The organism is Flavobacterium sp. UBA4197, from assembly GCF_002379575.1.
Classification (GTDB): domain Bacteria; phylum Bacteroidota; class Bacteroidia; order Flavobacteriales; family Flavobacteriaceae; genus Flavobacterium; species Flavobacterium inviolabile.
This window is the reverse complement of record NZ_DFUB01000001.1, coordinates 87,053-111,077: the sequence shown is the minus strand read 5'-3', so window position 1 is coordinate 111,077 and position 24,025 is coordinate 87,053. Positions and strand designations below refer to the sequence as shown.

General features: G+C 39.9%; 23 protein-coding genes. 14 read left to right on the top strand and 9 right to left on the bottom strand.

What is annotated here, in order from left to right; all coding sequences use genetic code 11:
* Positions 1 to 323: 323 nt before the first annotated feature.
* Both B3394_RS00535 and B3394_RS00530 read right to left on the bottom strand, forming a co-directional pair.
* Entirely contained in the window at positions 324 to 4,577 is a 4,254-nt protein-coding gene (locus B3394_RS00535) for a T9SS type A sorting domain-containing protein (protein WP_286911843.1), read from the bottom strand.
* 186 nt (positions 4,578 to 4,763) lie between these two features.
* Positions 4,764 to 5,225 carry a T9SS type A sorting domain-containing protein gene (locus B3394_RS00530; RefSeq protein WP_286911841.1) on the bottom strand — a complete coding sequence of 154 codons (462 nt, stop codon included), beginning with the start codon at positions 5,223 to 5,225 and terminating at the stop codon, positions 4,764 to 4,766.
* Positions 5,226 to 5,463: 238 nt separating this feature from the next.
* On the opposite strand from B3394_RS00530, the gene B3394_RS00525 reads away from it, so the two are divergent.
* The gene (locus B3394_RS00525; RefSeq protein WP_177734730.1) at positions 5,464 to 5,838 is read left to right on the top strand and encodes a hypothetical protein; all 375 of its coding nucleotides are present in this window, start codon (positions 5,464 to 5,466) and stop codon (positions 5,836 to 5,838) included.
* Positions 5,839 to 5,913: 75 nt separating this feature from the next.
* A complete protein-coding gene (locus B3394_RS00520) occupies positions 5,914 to 6,423 on the top strand; it encodes a contractile injection system tape measure protein (RefSeq protein WP_286911840.1) in 510 nt (169 codons plus the stop codon).
* Positions 6,424 to 6,513: 90 nt separating this feature from the next.
* Here the strand turns inward: B3394_RS00520 and B3394_RS00515 are convergent, their stop codons facing one another.
* Together B3394_RS00515 and B3394_RS00510 are read right to left on the bottom strand one after the other, a co-directional pair.
* Positions 6,514 to 6,918 (bottom strand): DoxX family protein, encoded by a 405-nt coding sequence (locus B3394_RS00515; protein WP_286911838.1) that lies wholly within the window; start codon positions 6,916 to 6,918, stop codon positions 6,514 to 6,516.
* 298 nt (positions 6,919 to 7,216) lie between these two features.
* Positions 7,217 to 8,677: a glycosyltransferase gene (locus tag B3394_RS00510; protein ID WP_286911836.1), complete on the bottom strand. Its 1,461-nt coding sequence runs from the start codon at positions 8,675 to 8,677 to the stop codon at positions 7,217 to 7,219.
* Between the two features lie 78 nt (positions 8,678 to 8,755).
* Between B3394_RS00510 and B3394_RS00505 the strand changes: the two genes are divergently transcribed.
* The 7 genes from B3394_RS00505 to B3394_RS00475 all read left to right on the top strand — a co-directional run bounded on the left by B3394_RS00505 (position 8,756) and on the right by B3394_RS00475 (position 15,397).
* Positions 8,756 to 8,980 carry a hypothetical protein gene (locus B3394_RS00505; protein ID WP_286911834.1) on the top strand — a complete coding sequence of 75 codons (225 nt, stop codon included), beginning with the start codon at positions 8,756 to 8,758 and terminating at the stop codon, positions 8,978 to 8,980.
* 133 nt (positions 8,981 to 9,113) lie between these two features.
* Complete coding sequence (locus tag B3394_RS00500) at positions 9,114 to 9,524, top strand: OsmC family peroxiredoxin (RefSeq protein WP_286911832.1); 411 nt, start codon at positions 9,114 to 9,116, stop codon at positions 9,522 to 9,524.
* Positions 9,525 to 9,629: 105 nt separating this feature from the next.
* Positions 9,630 to 10,613 carry an alpha/beta hydrolase gene (locus B3394_RS00495; RefSeq protein WP_286911831.1) on the top strand — a complete coding sequence of 328 codons (984 nt, stop codon included), beginning with the start codon at positions 9,630 to 9,632 and terminating at the stop codon, positions 10,611 to 10,613.
* Between the two features lie 201 nt (positions 10,614 to 10,814).
* A complete protein-coding gene (locus B3394_RS00490) occupies positions 10,815 to 11,837 on the top strand; it encodes a hypothetical protein (RefSeq protein ID WP_286911829.1) in 1,023 nt (340 codons plus the stop codon).
* A 9-nt stretch (positions 11,838 to 11,846) separates the two neighbouring features.
* Complete coding sequence (locus tag B3394_RS00485) at positions 11,847 to 13,721, top strand: LodA/GoxA family CTQ-dependent oxidase (RefSeq protein WP_286911827.1); 1,875 nt, start codon at positions 11,847 to 11,849, stop codon at positions 13,719 to 13,721.
* Positions 13,700 to 14,809 carry an FAD-dependent monooxygenase gene (locus B3394_RS00480; RefSeq protein ID WP_349677585.1) on the top strand — a complete coding sequence of 370 codons (1,110 nt, stop codon included), beginning with the start codon at positions 13,700 to 13,702 and terminating at the stop codon, positions 14,807 to 14,809. The genes B3394_RS00485 and B3394_RS00480 overlap by 22 nt, the downstream gene beginning before the upstream one ends.
* A 249-nt stretch (positions 14,810 to 15,058) precedes the next feature.
* On the top strand, positions 15,059 to 15,397 hold the full coding sequence (locus B3394_RS00475; protein WP_177734739.1) for a hypothetical protein: 339 nt from the start codon (positions 15,059 to 15,061) through the stop codon (positions 15,395 to 15,397).
* A 64-nt stretch (positions 15,398 to 15,461) separates the two neighbouring features.
* Here B3394_RS00475 and B3394_RS00470 read toward each other — a convergent pair whose 3' ends face one another.
* Positions 15,462 to 15,692 (bottom strand): hypothetical protein, encoded by a 231-nt coding sequence (locus tag B3394_RS00470; RefSeq protein WP_177734740.1) that lies wholly within the window; start codon positions 15,690 to 15,692, stop codon positions 15,462 to 15,464.
* Positions 15,693 to 16,102: 410 nt separating this feature from the next.
* Between B3394_RS00470 and B3394_RS00465 the strand changes: the two genes are divergently transcribed.
* Complete coding sequence (locus tag B3394_RS00465) at positions 16,103 to 16,792, top strand: Bax inhibitor-1/YccA family protein (protein ID WP_177734741.1); 690 nt, start codon at positions 16,103 to 16,105, stop codon at positions 16,790 to 16,792.
* A gap of 49 nt (positions 16,793 to 16,841) precedes the next feature.
* Here B3394_RS00465 and B3394_RS00460 read toward each other — a convergent pair whose 3' ends face one another.
* Genes B3394_RS00460 through B3394_RS00445 form a run of 4 tightly spaced genes read right to left on the bottom strand, consistent with a single transcriptional unit; the run spans position 16,842 to position 19,533 of the window.
* The gene (locus B3394_RS00460; protein ID WP_273246310.1) at positions 16,842 to 17,501 is read right to left on the bottom strand and encodes a response regulator transcription factor; all 660 of its coding nucleotides are present in this window, start codon (positions 17,499 to 17,501) and stop codon (positions 16,842 to 16,844) included.
* A 10-nt stretch (positions 17,502 to 17,511) separates the two neighbouring features.
* Entirely contained in the window at positions 17,512 to 18,282 is a 771-nt protein-coding gene (locus tag B3394_RS00455) for a sensor histidine kinase (protein ID WP_286911826.1), read from the bottom strand.
* The gene (locus B3394_RS00450) at positions 18,272 to 18,916 is read right to left on the bottom strand and encodes a hypothetical protein (protein ID WP_286911825.1); all 645 of its coding nucleotides are present in this window, start codon (positions 18,914 to 18,916) and stop codon (positions 18,272 to 18,274) included. The genes B3394_RS00455 and B3394_RS00450 overlap by 11 nt, the downstream gene beginning before the upstream one ends.
* Entirely contained in the window at positions 18,913 to 19,533 is a 621-nt protein-coding gene (locus B3394_RS00445; protein ID WP_286911824.1) for a hypothetical protein, read from the bottom strand. Before B3394_RS00445 ends, B3394_RS00450 begins: the two co-directional genes overlap by 4 nt.
* Positions 19,534 to 19,817: 284 nt before the next feature.
* On the opposite strand from B3394_RS00445, the gene B3394_RS00440 reads away from it, so the two are divergent.
* Genes B3394_RS00440 through B3394_RS00425 form a run of 4 tightly spaced genes read left to right on the top strand, consistent with a single transcriptional unit; the run spans position 19,818 to position 23,877 of the window.
* Complete coding sequence (locus B3394_RS00440) at positions 19,818 to 21,773, top strand: hypothetical protein (protein WP_286911823.1); 1,956 nt, start codon at positions 19,818 to 19,820, stop codon at positions 21,771 to 21,773.
* A 3-nt stretch (positions 21,774 to 21,776) separates the two neighbouring features.
* Positions 21,777 to 22,370, top strand: coding sequence for a hypothetical protein (locus B3394_RS00435; protein ID WP_286911821.1), 594 nt, complete (start codon positions 21,777 to 21,779; stop codon positions 22,368 to 22,370).
* Between the two features lie 3 nt (positions 22,371 to 22,373).
* Positions 22,374 to 23,468 carry a hypothetical protein gene (locus B3394_RS00430; RefSeq protein WP_286911819.1) on the top strand — a complete coding sequence of 365 codons (1,095 nt, stop codon included), beginning with the start codon at positions 22,374 to 22,376 and terminating at the stop codon, positions 23,466 to 23,468.
* 16 nt (positions 23,469 to 23,484) lie between these two features.
* Complete coding sequence (locus B3394_RS00425) at positions 23,485 to 23,877, top strand: hypothetical protein (RefSeq protein WP_177734749.1); 393 nt, start codon at positions 23,485 to 23,487, stop codon at positions 23,875 to 23,877.
* Positions 23,878 to 24,025 lie beyond the last annotated feature (148 nt).

Genomic DNA, 24,025 nt, shown 5'->3' with positions numbered 1-24,025 from the left:
CAAAAAAGCGGCGAGGTGTTTTCTCCTGTGACTGCTTTCTGTTACTATACTGTCGTAAACAGCTAAATCATCGACAAGAACAATATAATTGGCTACATTTTAAATAGCTATTAATAAAGCTACCCTAACAATATTGTCCTAAAATCAAATCTGAAAATTATTTTAGATAGGGTTGAATCACATAAAAAATCTCAAAAGCAACTTATACTTTTGAGATTTTTTTAAAGATCATTTTTAGGTTAATGATTCATATTGATTTCATCAAATATCCAAGCTATTTTATGTGCATAACAATTGTACGCTTTTCGTTATAATCATGTTTATTAGTTTTTAATTAGCTTAAGAGTTACTGTCTGTATACCATTTTCCAGTTTTGCCAAATAATAACCCGTTGCCAAATGTTGCAGATTTATTATATTATTCTCTTTTGGAGTTAAACTCGTAGAATATATTTTTTCGCCTAAAATATTATAAATAGAAACCAAATAATAGGCTTCTTTTTCCTGGCTTAAATCAATATTAAACAGCTCCTTGCTTGGGTTTGGATAAACTTTAATATTGCTATAGCTTTGATTCATTTCAATCTCAGGTTCACCAACTTTAGCCTGGAAGCCTGCCGAACCAGATATTCTGGTAATATTTCCAGCCGGTAGTCCATTAAAAGTCAAGAATTTCCCTCCCACTATTATTTTACCATCACTCTGTAATTTTAACGCTTTAATATAATTATTGGTTATACCTGGCAAATCTGTAGTTCCTTCACCAATAGAAAACGTAGAGTCTAATGCTCCGTTTGGATTAAGACGTATCATCTTTTTCACCGGATTTCCATTAAAAGTAGTAAACTCTCCTGCAATGATTATTTTGTTAGTACCCGGTTCCAAGAGTATGTCATTTATACCTCTTTCTACACCCATAGTAATATTAAAATTAGGGTCAATTTGCCCGTTATTTAATAACCTTACGATACATTTTACATTAGTACCATTATATTTTGTAAAACCTCCCACAACTATGATCTTACCATCTGCCTGTAACACCATTTTAGTTAAAGGACCAAAAATAGAGACATTCAGATCATTATAACTTATTGAGCCTATGGTATCTCCAGCAAAAAAACTACTATCAAGTGTACCGTTGGCATTCAATCGAATGATATTTTTTACTGTAGTACCTGCAACTGGTGATGAAAAACTACCCAATAAGAGAATTTTACCATCCGGTTGTATCAATATGGCCTGAACAATAGCCCAATAATATGTATTTAATTCTGTAGGGTTAAAAGTAGGGTCTAAAGTCCCGTCCGTCTTAAGCCTTACTATACCTTCTTTTTGTACTCCATTATATGAATAGAAATCCCCTCCCACTAATATTTTACCATCCGATTGTATTGCACAGGCATAACCATTATGATTTGTACGACCAGACATTCCCGCAGTACCTACACCACCCACATTAAAACCTGGATCGACACCTCCATCCGGCAATAATCTGGTAACACATGAAGTCGTACTGCTAAATACTGAATTAGTCGACACTACAATGATTTTATTATCCGATTGTATTGCTAATCCATTTCCTCCCTGGTTGCCTGTATAACTAAAGCCTGGGTCTAATGTTAGATCAGTATTAAGTCTGGCTATATAAGGTTTTGAAATATTATTGTAGGTGGAAAAGTGACCTGCAATAATTATTTTATTGGTATTTTGCTGCCCAATATTCCTAACCAAATTATTAGCTCTTACATTAGCAGGCAGCGTAGACTCATTTGCCCTACTTACAACAATAGTAACTGTAGCAGTGTCTGTAACATTGCAATTCCCAAAAACACTTAATGAATAAGTTAAAACATAAGTTCCAGCCGGAGTATTTACAGGAACAGTAATTGCTCCCATACTATCAATACTTGCACCTGCAATAGAAACCGGTGCAACTAATGCCATAGAAACATTGGATAACGATTCTGGACTAGAAAGCACGCCATTATACTTATCATTTGCATATACGCTAATAGTAGTACCACCGGTATTACTGTATATGGGTGCACTGGTAAAATCATCGTTTATAGCATCTATTGCAATCGTATTAGCCGCTGTGGTTGTTACATTAATCGTTCCATATAAAGTTGTTGCACAACCATTTGAATTAGTGAATGTATAGCCAATGGTTATAATGCCAACACCTGCTACTGAGGCATTAAAAGAATAAACGCCATTGGTTACCGTTACGCCCGGACCTGAAAAAACGCCATTCTCGGGTACATCAGACAAATAAGCTCTTAAATCATTGAGCTTTTGAGTAGTACAAATAGCTGTAGGTAGTTCCAGTTTCTTCCCGTTAGTAGGAATTAAAACAACATTATCTATATAATAACTTCTACGAAAAGTTTGTGGTGAGTTTAATTCTTCATTCGCATAATTATAATATTCACATCCTGGAATATTCGAAGCAGGAGTATTTGTCACTATTGTTTCGTTATTCAATGCTCCTAAATACAAAAATTGCTCACCACCCGTAGTCGTGGTAAAATTAAATGTTATGGTATCCCAGCCATTAGTATTTCTTATTATTCCTGATGATGTAAATAGATTAGCTGTATTTGTAATACTAATCTCTGTCGTAGGATTTAGAGGGACTACTTCAATATTCGAAAAATAAGCCTGTAAGCTACTTGCAAAAGCACTAGATCCTTCAGCTAGCGATGCGTCAAAACTCAATTGATAAGTAGTGTTGGGCTGCAAAGGTGTTTTTAACGTTGTATACAAATGTGCTCTACCCAGATTATGCTTGGAAACGATGATATTTGCATATCCATTACCAATATTATTGTTAGACGTCTGATAGCCACGCATATTACAAGGAACACCTGGTGTATGAGAAGTTGAATTAGGAGCAGCAAGCGCATTAAAGTAGGAAGGAGCCATTACAGGAGAACTTGGATAATTCCATCCGCAGGCTTTTGTTATTTGATAAGCATTTGTTGGCAAACTGGAATACTGCTCAAAATCACCATTCATTACCAAATTACAGGCTGTAGGTACAGGACTGCAGCTATCCGGATTAGGTAGTGGTAAAATATATACATACATATAAGTAATATTCCCTCGTTGTGTACCATTAACCGGTACATAGCGCAACAGGTGTAAACCGGGAACTGTTGTTGTAAAATTAATTGTTGTTCCTGCTGTCCCTGCTGTTGCCGAAAGTGTTGCTGCTGCTGTGATATCCTGCAGACATTCAAAACCAGTAGCATTTACATCGTTGGATAAAATTCCTGATAGGATTACGTTGGTACTGGTGGCACCAGCTGTACTAATCGAGCCTATAAATGTATAGGTACCATCTGCATTTATCCCATCATTAAGACCAGCAACTGTAATACCACTACAAGCCGTGCCTCCATAATTAATAAAACCACTACTTGTAGTACTTGAACCAAAAGTAGTTTTTACATTATAACCTATATCACATAAGGTTTTACGTTCTTCGTTTTTTAAATATCTTTTGGTAATTCCTTTGTTGATATTGTTACTCAATACAAAATAGGCATCATTACCATAAGGACTTGTACAGGTTGGATATAACTGATCTTCAAAATGACTTAAACTGCTACCCGGTTCAAAACAGGTTGGAGTATAAACCGGTACAGTAGAAGTTCCTACATATTTTACGGCATTAATACAGACCGTACTGTTAAGTGAACCACTGCTTAAATTGTCTGGTGAAGTACACCCCGGCCGTAAAATTGAAAGCGGTACGATTGGGTTAAAACTAACGTCATACATTGTACAACTCCCCATAGTCAGCAACGGTTGATTTGTATTGGATCTTAAAAAAGTATCATATCTGGTATAATATCCCATTCCGGTTATTGAAGCTCCATTTTGATCTATAAAGCTATTAAAGCCCAGGGCATGCGTTATCTCATGCAACATAACGGTATATAAATCATATAAATTACCTGGTGCATTTATTGTCAGATCTGTATGCCACAATATATTTGAATCGGTGAAGTTAAAAGCAACCTCACCGTGGTAAAAATTACCTAAATTTCCCATATTAGTATAAGAATCATTTCCCAGATGTATTGTCTTCCACATTTCCCCATCCAAAATACCTCCTGCAAAAATACCTGGATTATAAGGTGCAATGTAATATGAAGATGCCATACCTAAAACTCCTGCCGGAGCAGAAGTATTGTTGAAATTCTTAACCAAAATATTTACTTTCTTACCGGTAGCAGTAAGTGGAGAAGTAATAAAATTAGACAAGTCTTCAAAAACTTTACAGATTACAAGCCTGCGGGCATTATGAACCGGGTTTGAAGTATTTTCCATTCCTGATCCTGTTTCGAAAAACAAATTAAAATAAGACGTTGATGAACATGTCAGCTGTGGTGATCTATTTAACGATCTATCCGGAGTATTGATTGTTATGTCATTAAGAGTATACTGCTTTCCATATCGATCATATATTTTCCCCAACGAAGGTTTTTGCTGGGAATACCCCTTTAAAAAGGTTATCAATACCAGAAATAGTAATGAAAAATTTTTACCTATGTGTTTATTTTTTGTCATAAAAAATATTTAGAATGCTAAAATAACGAAAACACATCCACATTTTAACATTCCAAAAAGAAAAAGTCGCAATTTGCAAACATTGCTTTTTTAATGACCTTTTTACACACATAGCTTTTTTTAAGAAGCTTATCTCGTTTTAATCCCGAATAACCACAGAGGTATAAAAACTGTAAAGCTCCCAGCCTAAAGAACGGTACAGAGCCTTCCCTTCTTCTGTTGCGACCAGAAAATTATTTGAAACTCCTTTTGATAAGAAGCCCGATTACTGTTCTCTTTGGATTTTAAAATTACTCTTCCTTTGATATCTATAATCTCTATAGAAAAAATGGTTGATTGGGATTCAATATTAAGAATATTGTTTACCGGATTGGGATATATCGTTAAATCATTTTGAAAAGCAACTTCCTTGTTTGATAGCGCACCGCAGCTTAACGATATTGGAACATTCGAATTGCTATTGGTACCGTTGCCTAATTGTCCGCCTTGATTCCAGCCCCAGGTCCAAAGAGTTCCGTCTGTTTTTATTGCAGCCGTGTGACCATGTCCTTCACTTATACTTTGCCAGCATTGAGCATAAGTTAAATTGCTAATGAATATTACTAAAAGTAAAAAACAAACCTTTTGATTTTTTATGTTATTTTTCAAAAAAAGCGTACTATTTTTCTCATATTAATTCATTTTAATTAAAATTAATGCAATACAGTCACGCAATATATCCCAGCCATAGTGTTAAAGTAATCAAATTATACTAATAATGAACCTATATTATCCAAACATTGCCTTCGCTTTTCATTTCAATTTATCTTATTCATTGTCTTCTTAGGCTTACATGGAATCTTTTATTAAATTTACTACAGCCTTAATTGTTATTAAACAGCAAATCATGCCAATACGATTTTTAATAGTATTCCTTTCTTTGTGTTTTTTGTCCTGCAAAAAAGAGGATCGTACGGAAACCGATAAAAAGGAAACCGTACCTGTGGCTGCTTTTGATAAAATCAAATGGAAAACAAAAGAAAATCGGGATTATCCCTATAGGGACAAAATGCTTGACTATTTAATGACAAGCGATACCCTGAAAAAATTGAAAAAAGAGGAAGTACTGAATCTGCTCGGACAACCGGACCGGATTGACAGTGCCTATCTGTTCTACAGGATAAATCAACAAAGGCTGTATTTTTTTCCTTTGCATACCAAAACATTAGTCATTAAACTAAAAGAAAACGACAGTGTAAAATCCGTTATGATCCATGAATAAATGGGGCAAAAACCGGCTGTTGCTTATTTTGACAGGGATCAATACATCCAACCAAAAACAATTTAAACAACTGTTATGAAAGAAGCGATTAAGGTAGAAAACGCAGGAATGGTAATCCTGACAAATTATATACCTGTTTTATTGGAACGTCTTCGTCTGGTAAGCGGCAAACAATTTACCAGTTCAGAAAACCAGCATAATGCAGCCCTTTATTTACAATATCTGATCACAGGATTACAGAAAACAGATGAGGTCTGTTTGTCCTTGAATAAAGTTCTTTGCGGATTGCCTGTAAATCAAGACTTAGCTGATCAAATGGAGATCTCCAATGAAGACCAATTGCTAATGACCGGTTTAATAGAAGCTGCTATTTCACACTGGACAGCCATTGGCCGCTGTTCTGTTGATGCTTTCAGAGGTAATTGGCTTATCCGGGATGGAATACTAACAGAACATGAAGACAAATGGGAACTCACCGTTGAAAAAAGAGTTTACGATCTATTACTTAATAAATCTCCTTTTTCTTTTTCAATTATAAAACATCCCTGGATGAGTAAACCCTTATATGTTAACTGGCCTTACTAACAGTCTTTTCACAAGGAATAGTGCATTATTTTAGCCGACTCTGCAACATAAAAACACCATTTCAAAAAGGCAATTAACTTAAAAGCCGGTTTATGCTTTAATTTGCTGCTTCTTAACGGCATCAATGCTATATGGTCCAGCTCCGAAATAGGAAATCATCAGCGCACCACCAACAATAGACATGTTTTTCATAAAGGTCATCAAAACCAGCTGATGCTGTATGCTATCTTCAACAGCCCAGAAATTGTGCATGATAAAAGTTACCGGCAGCAATACCAGAATGATGAGCCAGGCACCCCATTTTGCCATAAAACCAAATAAAATACTCAGTCCGCCCAGCAATTCGAATATTCCAACCAGCGGAATAAGGATATAGGATAACGGTATTCCCTTGACTGCTGCTTCGTAGACATAACTGTCCGAAAATTTAGCAATGGAAGAATACATAAAGATCATGCTGAAAAGAAACCGGCCGATTAAAGGAATACACTTCATGATTCAGGAATATATATTGTTAGGAAATATGCTTTTTAACACAAATAAAAAACACTGTTTGAAATTTCCTTCAATATACTAAAAATAAATCAAACAACTCATAATCAATACAATATTAATAAAACCCAATTTTCAAATAACGATAATTTATGGTTTCATTAATACAATCACAAGCTTGCATATCCCAGACTATCCCCAATAACACCTTGCCCATTGCTTTTTTGCCTCTTGCCCTTTGCCTCTTGCTTTTTGCTTTTTACCTCTTCCCCTTTGCCTCTTGCCCTTTGCTTTTTACCTCTCATTTCTTCTCCACTAAACCACGCGTCAGCCAGCCTCTTCTGTTTGCTGTAGCAATGGCATACGGAGTGATCCAGAACAAGCCAAAAGTATAGAGAATACTATAGGAATAAGCCCAGAATGATTCGGATATACTATACCGCTTCGCATAAAAGAAAACGGAAAAACTGGACATAATCAGGATACCGGAAAGTGTCGCGCTCAGAAACAACACCGGATGTGTGAATATAAAAAGTAACATCGCTATAATAAACGGATAGGCCATAACGATCTTTAACGACTGGTTTAAGAATAAAAGCCGGGTTCCCACTGTAGACCCGTTTCTAAACTTTTTAAACACAAACCTAGACATCATGATATTTTCACGCACATTGCTTCGGTCCCATCGGATAAACATCTTGTACAAACCGCTGTATTGCTCCGGTACATTCGTCAAAACATACGAATTTCTCTGAAACAGAACATGATACCCCTGCTTCAGGATCATATTGGTCATCGCACGGTCTTCGCCAATATCGGAAGGCTGCCCCATAAACGTCTGGCTGATCCATTCCGGAAGACACGCAAACACCACATCACTGCGGTAAGCCGATAAAGCTCCCGGAGTACACATTACCGATCCCAGCGCACTTTCGGCAGAACGCATAAACTCAAAACTCAATACAAAACTAACATTCAGCATTTTCGGAATAATCCCGCTGTTGTTATTTAAAACCTGGACATTCCCGGCAACGGCACCACACTTCTCGTTAGTAACAAACGGGCTGACTAAATTTCGTAAAGTATCTGCCTTTACAATCGAATCACTGTCGACCGTCACAAAAATCTCCCCGGTACCAAGCTTGAACCCGCGGTAAAGCGCATGACGTTTTCCTTTATTTTCCGGTTGCTTATAGATCGATACCCGGTCCCCTAACCTTTCTTTTGCCTGCTGCATCCAGTACCAGGTATCATCCTTACTTCCGTCATCTATCGCCAGCAGCTGTAACTTCTCCTGCGGATAATCGCTGTTTGCCAGGCTCATTAAAGTATCCCACACCTGCTTGCCTTCGTTATAAGCCGGAACAATCACCGTACAGGTAGGCAGTAACGCGTCTGTAACAGATTCAACGGGCTTGTATTTAAAATATAAAAACAAATTATACAGGAAAAACCCCAATCGGAACAACAGCAGTGAAGTGCTTAGTATGATAAAACAAAACCACCCTGTAGTATTCAGGCGCTCCAGATTTACTTTATCAAACTCCGGCTGCAATTCATACACCAGGAAAGTCGAGCCAAGCAACAGTACAAAAGTACTCACGAGTACTGCAATACCTAAAGGCTTTAATGATCCCTTTGCCGCCTTTTTGGATGCTTTTTTATTGCTGTAAAAAACAGGATTGCCCATACCGGGTACCGCTGTAGCCCTATCGTTTTTGGCAAAATATAATTGTTCGGAAGTAATTGATTCGCTTTTCATATTTGTTGTACTATTCGTTACTATCGCAATTCCACACATTTGATGAGGAATCTGCACAATCACAACAAAACAAGCGGTATGCCATTTACACTTTCAAATGATAATGAAGGCTTTAGTACTGAAAACCCTAAAATAAAAGTGTGGAAATTCCCCAATTCAATACCCAATTCCCCAACCACATCCGGATTCTTCAACCGGTTACCACAGTTTCCGGAAAACAGGAAAAACAATCCCTGCGGCCAGATACGAAGCAGCATTAGAAAAGACAATTCTATCAGGCTGTCAACCAAAAAAGCCGTATAAACCGCTTAAAACAACACAAAAAACACCATAAAAGGAAAAATGTACAATTTTAATAGCCTTTTATACCTTTCCGGAGGCGCTTTACGATCCTACCTTTGTCCTATCAAATTAATCCTTTAAAAAAATAAACAATATGAAACGTAGAGCAAAAGCCGTATGGAACGGTAACATCAAAGGAGGTAACGGACACCTAACCACAAACAGTCTTGTTTTAAACAAAACCCAATATTCCTTTAACAGCCGTTTTGCCGAAGGAATAGGTACAAACCCCGAAGAACTGCTAGCAGCGGCACATGCCGGGTGCTTTACCATGAAATTAAGCCTGGATCTCACTACTGCCGGCTATACTGCCGAAGAGTTGACCACAGAATCAACCGTTACACTTAACGACGGAAAAATTACACAGTCACTACTCATTCTTAATGCAAAAGTACCCGGAATATCCGATGAAGAATTTCAGCAATTAGCCAGACAGGCGGAAGCTACCTACCCTGTTAGCCAGGCTTTTAATTTTGAAATCATACTGCAGGCAAACCTTATTTAATCGTTTTTTATACTTAACTTTTAAGTTCATTTTATTATGAAACCTATATTTTCTTTCAAACGGGTAGTATCCCTCATTTTAATAGTAACCTTAAATTCAACAGTTATGGCACAAGAAAGAGCTTACAAAGGAGAAAGTGATCCACAGATTTTTAAGGACGTACGATCATTTTTAAAAGCGCTCAATTCCGGCGATGGCAAACCACTGGAAACCTTATCTCCGGCCGATGCAAGACAGGTATTGGTGGGCGCGCAGCAATCGGTTACCGTAGATTATTCCGGAATTGAAGAAACGGAACGCAGTATTTCCCAAAACGGTTACACCGTAAAAATCCATATCACAAAGCCCAAAGGCGTACAGAACAATGCTCCGGTATTTATTTTTATCCACGGCGGCGGCTGGGTACTGGGCGACTATCCTACCCACAGAAGACTGGTGCGTGACCTTGTCGTTGCAAGTGGTGCGGTGGCTGTATTCCCGGACTATACCCCATCGCCCGAAGCAAAATACCCAACGGCTATTAATGAAATATATGCCGCTGCCGAATGGGTGTCAAAAAACGGCAAGGAAATCGGTGTGAACGGTAAAAACCTCGCAGTAGTCGGTAATAGTGTTGGCGGAAATATGGCGGCAGTAATTGCCCTGATGGCAAAAGATAAAAAAGGACCGGAAATCAAATTACAGGTGCTGTTATGGCCGGTAACCGATGCCGATTTTGAAACGGCTTCCTATAACTCATTTGCAAACGGACGGTTCCTGACTAAAAATATGATGAAATGGTTTTGGGACAATTACCTGCCGGATCCTGCAAAAAGAAAAGAAATATATGCCTCACCGTTGCAAGCCGGTTTGGCTCAGCTGAAAGGCCTGCCACCGGCACTTGTTCAAACGGCAGAAAATGATGTACTCAGAGATGAAGGAGAAGCCTATGCCCGAAAACTAGACGAAGCCGGCGTACCGATAACCCTTACCCGGTATAGCGGTTTAATACACGATTACGGACTTTTAAACCCTATTGCCACTATTCCAGCTGTACAAACAGCAATACAACAGGCAGCTGTGGTTATCAAGACAACCCTGAATAAATAAACCGCAATTAATGCTACAATAGCCCTGGAGCCGATGATAGTAATCGGCTCCAGGGCTATTTATTCGTTTTAGCACCAGCCTTACCCATAAACCATCCGGTTGCCGCAGGCTCTTGTTTCTGTTTAAAATCACGTATTACTACCTGACCCCGGGCTTTGGCGATTTTCTATATTGCAGTAACAAACTTACAACTCAACTACCATGCAAAACGAATCATCAAAAAAAGCAGCTATTGATTGCGAAACCAATCCTGCTTTATCCCTTAAAAAAATGTTTGTCGATACGACTATGGGGAACCGTATCATTGCCGGACAGTGCCCGGTACGCAGAGGGGTATTCTTAAAACCCCATGGTGTTGCCAAAGCCGATTTTATCATGATGCCGGGATTACCTCCGGAATACAGAGTCGGGATCTTTGCACACGATCATTTTGAAGCCTGGGTACGTTTTTCAAGCGATACCGTTCCGCATGCACCCGATATGAAAACAACGGTTGGCATCGGGATCAAACTGTTTGGAGTACCGGGTAAAAAATTGCTGGAATCCAGTGAACACGCCACTACTGCCGATTTTATCCTGCAGAATATGAATGTGTTTTTTGTAGATAATGCTACCGAAATGTGCAAATTCACAAAAGCCGGCGTTGTAGACCACGATTATAACCTGTACCTGAAAGACCATCCGGAAACCGAACGCATTTTAAACGAAATGCAAAAAGTCGTTCCGAGCTGCCTTACAACACCTTATTGGAGTGGACTGCCCTATTCTTTTGGCGAAGACCGCTTTGTAAAATACAAACTGGAGCCAATTAGTCCGCCGTTTAGTGCGCCGCCGTCTCAAAACTCAACCGACTACCTACAGGCCGATTTACAGGCCCGTTTGAATATGGGAGAAGCCCAATTTAAATTTATGGTTCAGTTCCGTACCGATCCGGATAAAATGCCGTTGGATAAAGCCATGGTTCCCTGGGACGAAACAGAGTCTGTTCCGTTTCATATCGCTACGCTCGTTATCCGCAAACAGGACATAACCAGTCAGGGACAGGCCGAATATGGCGAGAACCTTTCTTTTAATCCCTGGCGGACCCTGGAAGTACACAAACCGCAGGGCAGTATTAGCGATGCTCGTAAAATTGTGTATGAGGCCGGAGCCGATTTAAGACGTTTTAAAAACGGTGTTCCTGCCGTAGAACCCAATCTGCCAAGACAATTAAACAACCAATAAGACAGCGTTATGGATACTAAAAAGATACAAAAAGTAGCTATTTATCCGGCCATCGGAATAGCGCGAATAGGAAATTCAAAAGAATATTACCTGGCTTCCGATTTACCGGGAGTTACTCCGGTTTCGGAAGGCGGTTTTAAAGACGGTGATAATCTGTTTAAAAAGCAGGTGCCTCTGTTCCGTATTTATGCATTGGACGAAAACGACAAACCGTTATATGAAATTAACATGGACACCGCTGCCGATGTCAATATCGAATGGCGGGTGCATGTAGCCAACAGAAAAGCGGCCTGGTACCAGTTTAACAACGCTCTGGATCTGGGCGAATACAGTATTCCGAGTACCAAGCGTAACGGAGCCGTTATGGGTGCCGACAGGAATCAGCTTGTAATTGACCCGGGAACGCGAACCATCAGCGGAAGAAAAATATCCGGTGACGCCTACCAGTTCAATACCGGAAAGTTCTATGACAAGGAAGTTTCTTTGGGTGAGATCAAAACAGACGAAAAAGGCCGGTTACTCTTCTTTGGTGGTGATGGAAAAAGTGCTTCCCATCTTGGGAACCGCGCGATAACCTTTGCCAATAACGACGACTGGCACGATGATACTTCAGACGGTACCGTACGCGCCAAAGTGACCATTGGCGGACAAACATTTGAAGCCAAACCTGCTGTGGTAGCCTGTACGCCGCCAAATTTCGGACAGGGATTGTTCCCGGTCGTAAGCATGCTGGATGTGGTTGAGGACCTGTACCTGCGTGAAGGCTGGATGGCTCCAAAGGAAACGGTCAATTTCTATGAAGACATTCACCCGATACTGTCCCGGATGAGTACGACACAATGGGTAAACGAAGGTTTCTTTGTTTTATTCGGTACCAATTCCCCTAGTGATTTTAACAATCCTGATTTTATCCGCCAGCTGGAAAGTCCGGACGCACAATATGAATCCGAGAGAAAACGGGTATTCGAATGGTTCCGGGACCATCAGTCTACGGAATATGAGCCGACCAAACTGCCGCCGCATTACGGTGATTTATTTGGCGATTATGACGATTTGCCAGCGGTTGACCTATCGGTAACTGCGACACAATATGAACGGTTACGACTATGGGCTGAAGGTAATTTTATTACCGGAAAACCGAAAGAGATCATTCCATTTGAGGAATTACCGGTAGCAGGACAGGTGGATGCCTTGTTAAAAGCACCGCTGGAAGAATGCTTGGGCGGACCTTTCCACCCGGGCATCGAGATTACCTGGCCTTTCCGACACCTGATGATGTGGGAAGAACCTTTCCGCTTAAAAGTTTTAGCCGAAAATGAAAAAGTAAGAGACGATTATGGCGGCATGATCACTTCCGAAATAGCCTTATCGGAAAACGGACCGCTGGACGGAACCGGGCCGGGATCGCTTACCCGATGGTTAGGTGTGCCGTGGCAAACGGATGAAGCCAGCTGTATGTCGGGTTATGATGTAACCCTTTACCTGCCGCTGCCTTCTTTCTGGTCGGTAAGAGTTCCGAATACGATATTATCAATGGACAGCTACGAGCGGTTGAAATCGAAAACGACAAACGACGGTCAGAAATTAAAGCATTTCTCATACCGTGTGGACTGGATGCGTGATTTCACTTCAAATTACGTTCCGCGTATTAACAATATGATCGCCAAATGGCATCAGTTGGGAATCATTACCAAACAGGAACTGGAAACGCAATCGCAGTTTTTACCCGATGCTTTATGGGTAGAAACCGACCGCGAAGGCCCTAAAGGTACGGATCCTACTTTTGAACAGGTAAAACATGCCGAAAGAGAAAGTATCGTGAGTGGCCGATTATTAAGAGAAGTGCCACGTGAAAGTCATCCATTAAAACGTCACGAATTATAGCAACGTCCGTTTCCATACCGGTAGTTATCGTTGGCGGCGGTCCTGCGGGATTAGCGACCGCATTAACGCTGCACAGTCATAACATTCCGTGTATCGTAATTGACAATCATACCGAAAATGCCGTTAAATTAGGAGAATCATTGGCTCCCAGTGCCAATGCCGTTTTTCGGAAATTAGGTCTGGAAGGAGTGTTGACTTCCGGACAACACAGCTTGTATGTGGGTAATAATGTTGTGTGGGGCGATTCGTCGCTCCGCCAACGTTATTTTTTACACGAGCCTTATGGTGATGGCTGGCATTTAAACCGCAGCTTATTTGAAAAACAGCTCCGGGAAACAGTTATCAGCCGCGGAATTCCATTGCTGCAAAATTACCGCTTATCGGAAATCACGGCACGGGATGATAAAATGATCGTAAGTTGTTCGCATAGTGATGCTGCCCCCCATATAATTACCGCCGATTTTATAGCCGATTGTAGCGGAAGAGCTTCCATAGTAGCTAAAAAAATGGGCGTAAAAAAACAGACTGTCGACAATCTGGCTTCCTATTATTTTATTGCAGAACCGGCGGCAAACCCGTTAAAAGGCATGACCTTTATCGAATCGGCAGCAGATGGCTGGTGGTATGCCGCGCCGATAGCAAACAACCGGATTATCGTCAATTTCATGTCGGACAGCGATTTACATCCTGCCAAAACAGCTTCTCTTACGGACTGGTTACTCCGGAAAGTAGCCGCTACCGAACATCTTAAAACATATATTTCCACAACGGCAATACCAACGGCAGGTATTAAAACCGCCACCACTTCGCTGCTGGAAAAACCGGGCGGCAAACAATGGATAGCCGTGGGTGATGCTTTGTGCACCTATGATCCGCTCACCTCTTTCGGGATTACCAATGCCCTGGTTAGCGGCCACCATGCAGCAAATGCAATCGCCTCATTTTTACAGGGTAATACCGGTGCTTTATCGGACTATATCACTTCTCAAATGGCATTATTCAATAAATCGGTTGCCTTGTTACAAAACCAGTATCAGTCGGAACAGCGCTGGCCGGAACATCCGTTTTGGGAAAGACGACGGGTTTAAGGGGTGATTTATGATATTTGAGGGTAGAGGTATGACTTGGAGGTATGAAGTTTGATTTACGAGGTTTGATTTTGATAGTGTAAGTAATTACGGAAGTGCTACTACCTGTTTTTACAAAAGGGGTGAAACTACTCATATCCAACACAATAGATCCGATTACTTTAGCTGTGTGATAAAATTATTTTACCACAGAAAAGGTAGCATCCGAAAAACCTTAAACGAGTAGGAAAACCCCAAATACTATTTACTATGTCACAACAATCATTTACCTGGTCTTTAGAGGCTTATGAGTCTCGTGGAAATTTATGGTTACGATGGAGCAGCAATGCACCATTCAGAGCACAACAAGGTCAGATTCACGTTTACAACGCTGGTTTCCCTTCCGATCCTACAAAAGAAACAAAAGCATGGTCGTGGGATAATGAAAACAACAGAAACTGGGATACCGGACAAAAATGGGGCACCGGATGGAATTGTGCCTACATTGCTGAAAAAAGCCCGAATGGTCCTTATACTTATTTTATTCAGCTGACAACAACCAGCGCAATGGGGCCTAATGTTTTAAAAGCAGAAGAAACTGTAGCTTAAAAGCAAATACACTATTAATGAGCTTATGCAGCGAAACTTCCCTGCATAAGCTTTTTTATATTGTTTAGAACGGTTGTCTTACCCAACGACCGGAAACACAGACATAAATACAGGTTGGCATCCCCCATGACAAATCCGTATTTTGTGCCGGACAGCCATTGTTTACCGCACTAACGTTATCATAAGCACAAACTTCTTCAAAACCGCCATCTCCTCTGCCGCCTCCGGTAATGTGTACCTGCTGTTGCTTTTCTACTTTTTGAACACCTTCAAGATTTAAAATTTTTTTTAACATAATTGATAGATTTAAGTTGTTTGGTTTACTCAATCATTAAAGTCGGTTGAGTTTTCCGACCGCATTATAATACTATTACGCGATTAATGTCTATTTATTGTGAGCACCTTAAAGAAAAATAGTACAATTTAAAGTTACAACTCTTTGTAAATATGAAAAAAGTCACATTAAGGATGTTTATACAAATTATTTAGTGTTCAAATTGAGAATAAAAAGCAATAGACAAAAGGCAAAGGGTAATTGACAAGAAGCAAAGGGCAATAGACAAAAGACAAAGAGAAAAAGGAAAACGTCATTATGAAAGGACAATTCTTAATTCTTAACTCATAATTCCTAATTCTTAACTTCATCTGCTTTTTAAAAAAAATCTTATATTTGTTTTTTAACAATTAAAATAATAGTTACAGATTATGGAACCGGAAAACATTCTTGTTGCCCATGCAACGGACCTTGAAAAGGCGACTTTTTACAAAAAAACCTATTTACACGTAGCTTTAGCCATATTGGCTTTTATTGTTGTAGAAACCATTTTACTGCAAACTGTTCCGGCGGAATGGATATATGCCATGATGGGCGGAAAATTCATTTGGTTGTTTATTATTGGTCTTTTCTGGCTGGGAACGACTTTATCTGAAAAGATGAGCTTTAATCCTTCCCGTCAGCAGCAATATTTAGGATTAGGACTGTATGTTATCCTGGAAGCTATTATTTTCCTTCCGATGATCGCGATTGCCGTAGCCTATTCCGGTCCTGATATGATTACCCAGGCAGCGGTTATCACATTATTCATGTTCTCCGGACTAACAGCTGTTGTATTTTTTACCAAAACCGATTTTTCCTTTTTAAGAACAGCCCTGATTGTTGGTGGTTTTGTTTCTTTAGGCTTAATCGTTGCAGGCGCTATTTTCGGATTTAATCTGGGATTGTGGTTCTCTGTAGGTATGGTAATCTTGGCATCAGGAAGTATTTTATACCAGACACACCAAATCAAAAACCAATACGGTACCGAGCAATATGTGGGTGCTTCTCTACAGTTGTTCTCCTCTGTTATGCTTTTGTTCTGGTATGTGTTACGAATTTTAATGAGCAGAAGAAGCTAATATATGCTCTCTTTATAATAAAAAGTCCTGATCTTCATCAGGACTTTTTTTATGTTAAAAACGGAGCTGTCAGGCGGTATTTATAAGAAAACAGTACCAAGCCCACTTTGGATTTGATGCTGTATCGCTCAAAAAGTGCCGCACGATAAGCTTCTATTGATTTTACAGACAGCTGCATAATATCGGCCATCTGTTCGTAGGTATATTCCTGTTCATCGCAAACGAGTTCTAAAAAGGTGCGTTCCCTTTCCGACAACACGATGTTTTGCTTTTCTTTTTCTGTGGGCGATTCATAATTCCGGATCCGTTTTAATATTTCGGATACGTTGTTATACCCGATTTTGACAATGTTGTCTATCGCAAATTTTAAATCGTGGGCGGTACAGTTTTTATGTAAAAAGCCCCTTGCTCCGTGATGGTAAGCATCGTTGATGAGCTGTTCGTCAAAATGCTGGGTAAGCAGCAATACTTTATATTCATCGTCCAGTTCTTCGAGTTCCTGCAATACTTCTATTCCGTTTTTGCTCGGCATGGAATAGTCCAGTATATACAAATCCGGTTTCGCATCCAGTGGCAGGGCTGCTAAAAAATCTTCACCGTTATCAAACTCTGCCACAACCTTATAATTGCTGAGTTTTTGCAACAGTTCTTTCAGTCCCTGCCGGACAATGGCATGATCGTCTATAATACAAATGGTCGTGTACTGCATAGTTGAATGATTATTTTTCCGTGATGATAATAGTGGTTCCCGTTCCTATACCGGACCGGATCTCAAAACCGTAACCGATCATGTCTGCCCGATGTTCCATATTTTGCAAACCTAAGGTGGTTTTACTGTCCTTCGTTTTTGCGATATCAAATCCTTTTCCGTTATCGGCTATTTCCAAGGTAAATAACGGACTGGTTTTGACTGCAATCGTTATCTGTGTGGCTTTTGCATGTTTTAGCGTGTTGTTTATCGTTTCCTGAAAAATCCTGTAGATCACGATTTTTTCATTGACGGTAAATACTTTTGTTTTTTGTTCCGATATGCTGAGGTTGATGTCAATTTTAGGATTTTTGTTTAAGCGCTCTGCTTCTATCGCAATCGCTTTTAGCAGATCCTGCTGTAAAAGCAGCTGATTGTTCAGCGAATGGCTTATACTCCGTATGGATTGGGACAGGCTCCCAACCGACTGCGATAACGGCGCTAATGTTTCCTGTAATCCGGGAGCATCCAGTTTAAGGTTTTCAAGCTGAAAGTTGATGTACGTAAGCTGTTGTCCGGCATCGTCATGCAAATCTGCTGAAATATTGTTTAACACCTGTTCCTGGGTTTCAATTATGGCTGCATTGAGCGTTTTCTGGTAGTCGATATCTTTCTGATAAATGAGCCGGGTATAGTTCTTTATTTTATTGATATACAGCTTGATTATCAGGATGCAGAACAATAGCAGCAAACTGATAAAAAGGAGTCCTATGATGATGCCAAAAGCGATATCATTCAGCATATTGTTCTTTCTTGTTACGATAAATATAAATATTTACCAATGAATAATAAGTGATGTTTACGAAATAACTAATCAGGGAATAGAGTTTTATATCACCGAAAATTATCGTTGTATTCAGCATTTTGTTCTTAAATCCGAAAATAAAACTGAACCCAAGAAAAAACAAGATCGGGCTGGCCAACAGCAAGTAGTTATTGGACGTAAAAAACGGGAAATTCTCTTTTCGTAAATGGTAATAGCTCCAGTATAAAAAAAGCAGCACATACAGTAAGGCACCACAGATAAATGTCCGGGCATTGAAGGTCTGCACGCCTTCAATAAAAAACAGGTTTACAAAAGCAAAAACCAGGAAAAAGAAAAGCGGTATATACCCTTTTACAGTATTGCCGCAGATCACCGTTATCAGATACAGCCATAAGGCATGGTGGATAATGATACTCAGCGTTGTTAAAAAAGAAAAACTGATACCTCCATACAGCAATATGGAGGTCAGCACTTCTGTACAAAAGCTCACCGTGATGATCAGAAACAACAGTATATTATGCTTTTTCAATTTAAGGTTAAAACAGGCATAAATAAATGTTGCCAGTACAAGCAGCTTGATACTGTTTATGGTTGCCAGTATATTACTCATTTTTCTTTTAAACCTATAAAAGTCGGATCAAGGGAGATATCGTAATATCCGGTAAAGCCACTGCCTTTTATTCTGAAAATAATATTCACATCGGCACCCGGATCCATTTTTCCTTTGGTAAACTCAATAGTATGTTTCGATGCCATAACATCGTGATTTTGCATGATGCTTCTAAAAAGCGGTACCGAAAAACAGGTTGTCTTATCACTGAAGGTACTCACCAGGACCGGTTCAATATCATCGGCATTACTCATTCCGCTGTTATTATATTTGAATGACAGATACTTTTCATTACAGCTAACGCTGTCCAGCTTTTTTTTAATTTCTTCCCACGATACAGCCTTGTATTTTGCAGCATTAACATCTCCCCAGTAATTAACCAGCATGCTTTCAAACAGTCCCATATCGATCTTGTGATACTTTTCAATAACGGAATAATCATTCGCCTTACAGGCTAAAAACTGTAAATCTCTGATGATTTGCGGAACAGAATCTTGAAATGTTGTTCGCTTGGAAGCCGTCGCTTCAGTAGTTGCTACACTGCGATCAGTTGTCTTTTTTTCGGTACAACTGTAAAAAGCAATAAGCAGGACTAATAATAGTGTCGTTTTTTTCATGGCTATGTAGATTTAGAGGTTACTTGGTTTGCATCAAAGGTTAACTATTCTTTATCTCCAATCAATAGGTAAACCCCTAATCAGCCCGGGATAATACCCTAATTTATAAGACACTACTAAAATATCACTTTTTTCTTAATAATTTATCAATCCGCCTCATTTATAACCAATTAGGCAAAAAACAGCTTCTTTATAGGGTTTCCCCCATTGTTTCCGGTATATAGCTGACCTAGCTTTGAAATGACCAAACTACTTCAATCATTAACCTGCTAAACATTCATATCATGAAAAATCGTTACAAACTATTTTTATTAGGGACCGTTTCATTGCTTTTTATAAGTTGTGAATCTGTACGAACACTGGTAAACAAGCAGTTCCCACCCATATCGGCAACAGATCAGCAATATGCTTCCATTACCGATAATCTTCGCAGTATGGATACCCTGAATCCGCATATAGGTGTTTATATCCACAAAGGAATGGTTCAGGAATACCTTCCTGATGCGTTGAAAAAAGCGGCTGAAAATGCTTCAGATCAAAACATTGTCATTAAAAGTATTACGCCAGAAATACTTTTAGACAAGCAGGGCATTTTAACAAATGCTGATTTTTTAATCGATATTCCGGAATATCATGCAGAAATCAAAGGAACACTGGCCGGTTTAACCGCTGTCGCTACCCGCGGTGACACGGTTTATCTGAGAAGTGCTTTACAATCCCTGAAAATCAAGAACATTACGTTTACGCAAAAAACCGGATTGCACAAACGCGCTTTAGCCAAGCTGATAAGCCCGATATTAAAGCATTATATTGACAATATTAACGGGATGCTGTTTAAAAATCCGGTTGTATTCCAGACCAATTGGGAAAAAGGCTATTCTTTAGATCCCAAAGAACTGTTTAAAGATCCTAATACCGAAGTTATTGCCGAGCCAAAAACGATTTCCCGCGCCATCAAAGGAAATGCCGTTCTGATTACTACTGAAGGGATTTCGGTATTAGCCGAATTAACGGCAAAAAAGTCCGCTCCGGTAACGTTACCCAAAACACAAACGGCTGCTGCAACTGCTTCACAGGTTTCTAAATTGTTTGCGGTTTACAACACCGCTTTTACTAAAAAGTGGCAGCACGTTTTTGAACCTGTTCCTGAAAACAGCTCTATCAGCGTGCAGATCAGTAAAGCGGAAATAGCCGGTATTTTTAACGAGGCACTTTCTGCTCCTATTGTTCTGAAACAACAGTTTACACTGCCCGAAATGGCTTTTAATGAAAAACTGGAGGTTAAACGCGGGGATATTGACTGCCAAAAGGTGCGAACCAATTTTAAATATCCGGATTTTAATGGTGCCAGTTGTAATTGGAACTGTATGCGCAGAGTACTTGGCGTCCGCTTTGAAGATCCGGTTTGTGCCGCTACCCGAAGAGCCTGCCGACTACGTGTAGAAGCCGAAAGGATTGCCTGGCAGGCCGCCAGGGAAACTGCCCGGATAGCCCATCAGGTTGAAAATGAAGCAAAAGTAGCTGCCTGCAATGTACAGCGTGAAGCGATGGATTTTATGTCGCTGGGTAAATTTAAAGGCAACGTTTCCGGCAGCGGAGCAGCGACAGTAAATTTTAATTCCTTCCGGTTTAATGAGGATCTGTCCGAACTGACCTTACAGTATTCCGGCGATGTCAATGCAAAACTGCAATCGCAACTCGAACTGAATCCAACCGATTTAGGATATGTTTTTTTCTGCTACAGCAACTATGGCAAAAACACGAGCAGTAATGTTTCCCTCAATATTCCACAGGCTACCAATGCTATAGCAATTGGCACTTCAAGAGATCTGGAAAACGTATTGCTGACCATAAAACCGGAAAAAATAGACTATACCGCTTCGATCAATCCGAGTCCTTTACACAGCCTGTTATCCGATCCGCGCTTTGCCGTTCAATGCCCGATAAGCAGTCTGATAGGAGCTATTGCTGCCGGTGCTGCCGTGGCAAACTTTTTAGACATGATAAAACTTGCCCCGGAACAGGAGTTGATTTTAATGGGAAAAACCAAAGGCAAATATGGGATAGATGCGGTTACAATCCCTTTTAAACCCATTGTTTTCCGTATCAACGGAAGTGACGATAAAAAAGCATTCGTGTACTGGAATGCCCATTCCATACAATTCACCCACTATAAAGCGGATACAAAAAATAATTCCGGCAATATGCTTGCAACACTACAACCAAACACTAAAAATTAAATTATGAAAACGTATTATCTGCATCTTGTGCTGTTAGCAGCCACATTATGCTCCTGCTCCACGATATCTGAAGAGCACTATTTTAAAGATGAGGTGGGCACTAAGCTCAAACCAAAAGACGATGACTACTTTCTTTCAGATGAAGGAGAAACTGTTTCCAATTACTATCGAGTCAAAGTCAGGGGTTTTTCGTTTCTGTCCAGTTCCCGTTATGTATCGGGTTATTTTAACCAGAATGCCGTTAACATGTATTTTAATGAAATTCCACAGCCGGAAAACGGTAAGCTCTTTACTCCGTTAGTGACCAATGAAGACGGAAATGAACTCATACTGATCCTGTCGACGAATGCCAAGGCAATTACCGATCAGCTGGGCAATGTCACCAAAAGTCAGACCATTTTAAACTCGATAAGCCAGGTTGTAAAAAAAGAAAAGATCCTTGAGGCGCACACCGTTAAAACCGATATCGCCAGTACAGATCAGGCAATAAAAAAACTGATAGCCACAACGGATATGTACCTGGATAAAATCGATACAAAATCGGATGCCGATATCAACAAAGCCATACGTGAACTTACAGAAACCTTAAAAAAATAAAAGATGAAACCTATTCTAATTCTCCTTTTAGGCTGTATGCTGCTAACAGGCTGTATGAGCAGGTTAAAAGTAACTGTGGAAGCAGCAAACAGGGATGCTGTTTTAGCCAAACACAAAGAGCTGCAACAGGAAAAGAACAGTACCGGTGACCGGAAAATTCTAAACGCCATTGCGGCTTTGCAAAACTTTACAGCCAAACATAGTGAAAACAGTAATGCCGCATTGATCACAGCCTTAACGACCCTGAAAAAGGATATGCGTGCTGCTGAAGTCAGCCCGGAAGTTCAAAAAGACATTAAAAACTATATCGATACTACCATCAATACAATAGCGAACCTGCAGGATCAAGCCAATATTGCCTATCTGAACCATAACAATCCGGAAGCCAAAAAACTGATTAAACAAGCTTATCTGGTTGTTACGGAATTCGAGCAGTTTTTAAAAGAATCCAAAAAGGCTGTCGCTGACGAAAAAATCCCGGTTATCAATGAAAGCCTGCAACAGATCAGTCAGGCAAAAGAACCATTAAGCGGCACAGAGCGTACCCGTTTCCCGCTATTGGGCGACGAAATGACCTCTTTTATTACTGCAAGGAAAGACAAAGATCATGATCTGTGGAAAGGTGTATTCAATAAAACGGTTTCATTTAATCTTTTAGGCAATTCGGATGTTGCCGTGATATTGCGCTCCAATCCTACCGAACGGGAATTAAAAAGCGGCGATTACAATAACAATTTTACGATAAAAGGGGTCCGGATGGATGCTGCCGATGCCACAAATGCGACCTTTAACGGACTGACACAAACCATGCATTTTATTGCCAGCACTTACGGATTACCGCTCGGACAATCCGGTTCTGAAGCCACAACAACAACGACTACCACCACCAGTACTGAAGATACAATCATTCAAAACATTCATTCCGACAGGGCAAAACTGGCTCAGAAGCAACAGCTCATAGCAGACAGTAAAGCCTTGCTGCTGGCTAAAATTCAGCTTGAAAATGTGACCGGCAGAAAAGACAGTGACGATAAAAAAGCCGCTTTAGGACGAGTAACTGAATTCTGGACAACCTTAAAAGCAAAACTCAACGAATAACTTAAAACCTGCAATCATGAAAAAAGACAGTATTTATATCCTGAACAAAAACCTGGATTTAAAAGAAGACAACCTGATGGTCAAAAAGGGAAACCTGCTAAAGATCAGCAATCTTTTTGACGAAACGGATAAAGAACTACCGACTATCGTCAATATCAAATTAAAAAACCTGAACGGTCATTATCAGATGGAAGAAAATGAATTTCAGAATCTGCTTGCCGCAAAAACGCTGCTTGCTATCGAACCGGCAAAATATAAGGAAAACGACAAGGTCATTCATGCCGTTTACGGAAAAGGGACCATAACCTTTGTAAAGTACCATAAATACATCCGAAAATGGCTTTATACAGTAGCTTTTAGCTCGAATACGGTAGTTGTCAATGAAGCAGAAATAAGACTTGATACTTAATTAACAGATGCAAAGAAGTACTATTTAAAAAAGCTACAGTGTGATGCTGTAGCTTTTTAATTATCAGGCTAAACTTCACTATCCTTGAGCCCACATTTTAAATCATTATATTTGTCGTATAACACACCGCTCTATATTAGCCACTATT